Here is a 1,155-nt window from a genome sequence, read left to right as displayed (position 1 = left end):
TCTGATATAGGAATAGATTGGAACTTTGAAAAGTATGAATTATCAACAGAAGAGATTTTACTTTCTGATAAAGATAGGCAGCAGCAAACATTAAAAGAGTTCGTGCAAAGTGGTGTGGTAATAGGATGATATTAATTACTGGAGCTAATGGACAATTAGGACATGATTTTCAAAGAATATTTAAAGAAAGAAATTTAGATTTTATAGCAACTGACTATAAAGAACTAGATATTACAAATATAGATGCAGTGAGAGAGTTTGTAAAAGATAAAAAGATAAATCTTATTATAAACTGTGCTGCCTACAATAATGTGGATAAAGCAGAGGAAGAAAAAGAGATGTGCTATAAGCTAAACGCTGCAGCACCAAGAGATTTAGCATTAGTAGCTAAAGAGATCGAAGCAGATTATATAACATACTCTACAGACTTTGTTTTTGATGGAAGTAAAAATACTCCATATACAGAAGAGGATACTCCAAAGCCACTTTCTATATATTCAGAAGCTAAGGCTGAGGGAGAGAAATTAGTATTAGAGGTTTATGATAAAAGTTTTGTAGTAAGAACATCTTGGGTATTTGGAATAGCTAATAACAATTTTAATAGACAAGTTATAAATTGGAGTAAATCGAGAGATACTCTAGGAATAGTTGATGATCAAGTATCAGTTCCTACATATTCATATGATTTAGCATTATATTCATTAAAACTTCTTGAAACTAAAAAGTATGGGTTATATCACCTAAGTAATAGTGGAGTAGCTTCAAAATATGATCAAGCAAAGTATGTTTTAGATTCTATTGGATGGAAAGGAACTCTAAACAGAGCTAAAAGTAGTGACTTTATATTACCTGCTAAAAGAGCTGAATATTCAAAGCTTGATAGTAGTAAATTAGAAGCAGTTATAGGAGAGAAAATTCCAACTTGGAAAAGTGGAATAGATAGATTCCTAAATGAAATGAGAGAGAAGGGGGAACTTTAATGAAAACTTACTTAATAACAGGAGCAGCAGGATTTATTGGTGCAAACTTTGTTAAATATATGTTAGAAAAGCATGAAGATATAAAGTTAGTTGTACTGGATAAGCTGACTTATGCTGGAAACCTTGGAACAATAAGAGAGGAGTTAAAAGACTCTAGAGTATCTTTTGTTAAAGG

2 protein-coding genes are annotated in these 1,155 nt (G+C 31.3%); both read left to right on the top strand.

The window, feature by feature from the left end; genetic code table 11:
* The first annotated feature begins 125 nt into the window (after positions 1-125).
* Positions 126-980 carry a dTDP-4-dehydrorhamnose reductase gene (gene rfbD, locus ACRDDY_RS10170; RefSeq protein WP_438564841.1) on the top strand — a complete coding sequence of 285 codons (855 nt, stop codon included), beginning with the start codon at positions 126-128 and terminating at the stop codon, positions 978-980.
* Positions 980-1,155, top strand: a 176-nt coding sequence (locus tag ACRDDY_RS10165; protein WP_438564842.1) for a GDP-mannose 4,6-dehydratase, incomplete at its 3' end; no start/stop codon positions are given. The genes rfbD and ACRDDY_RS10165, both read left to right, overlap by 1 nt.

Source organism: Clostridium sp. (assembly GCF_051656525.1).
Taxonomy (GTDB): domain Bacteria; phylum Bacillota; class Clostridia; order Clostridiales; family Clostridiaceae; genus Clostridium.
This window is presented reverse-complemented; position numbering and strand designations above follow the sequence as displayed.

Bases quoted from the DNA above. Each gene is read 5' to 3' on its own strand.
- rfbD (WP_438564841.1), top strand. From the start codon at position 126: ATGATATTAATTACTGGAGCTAATGGACAATTAGGACATGATTTTCAA.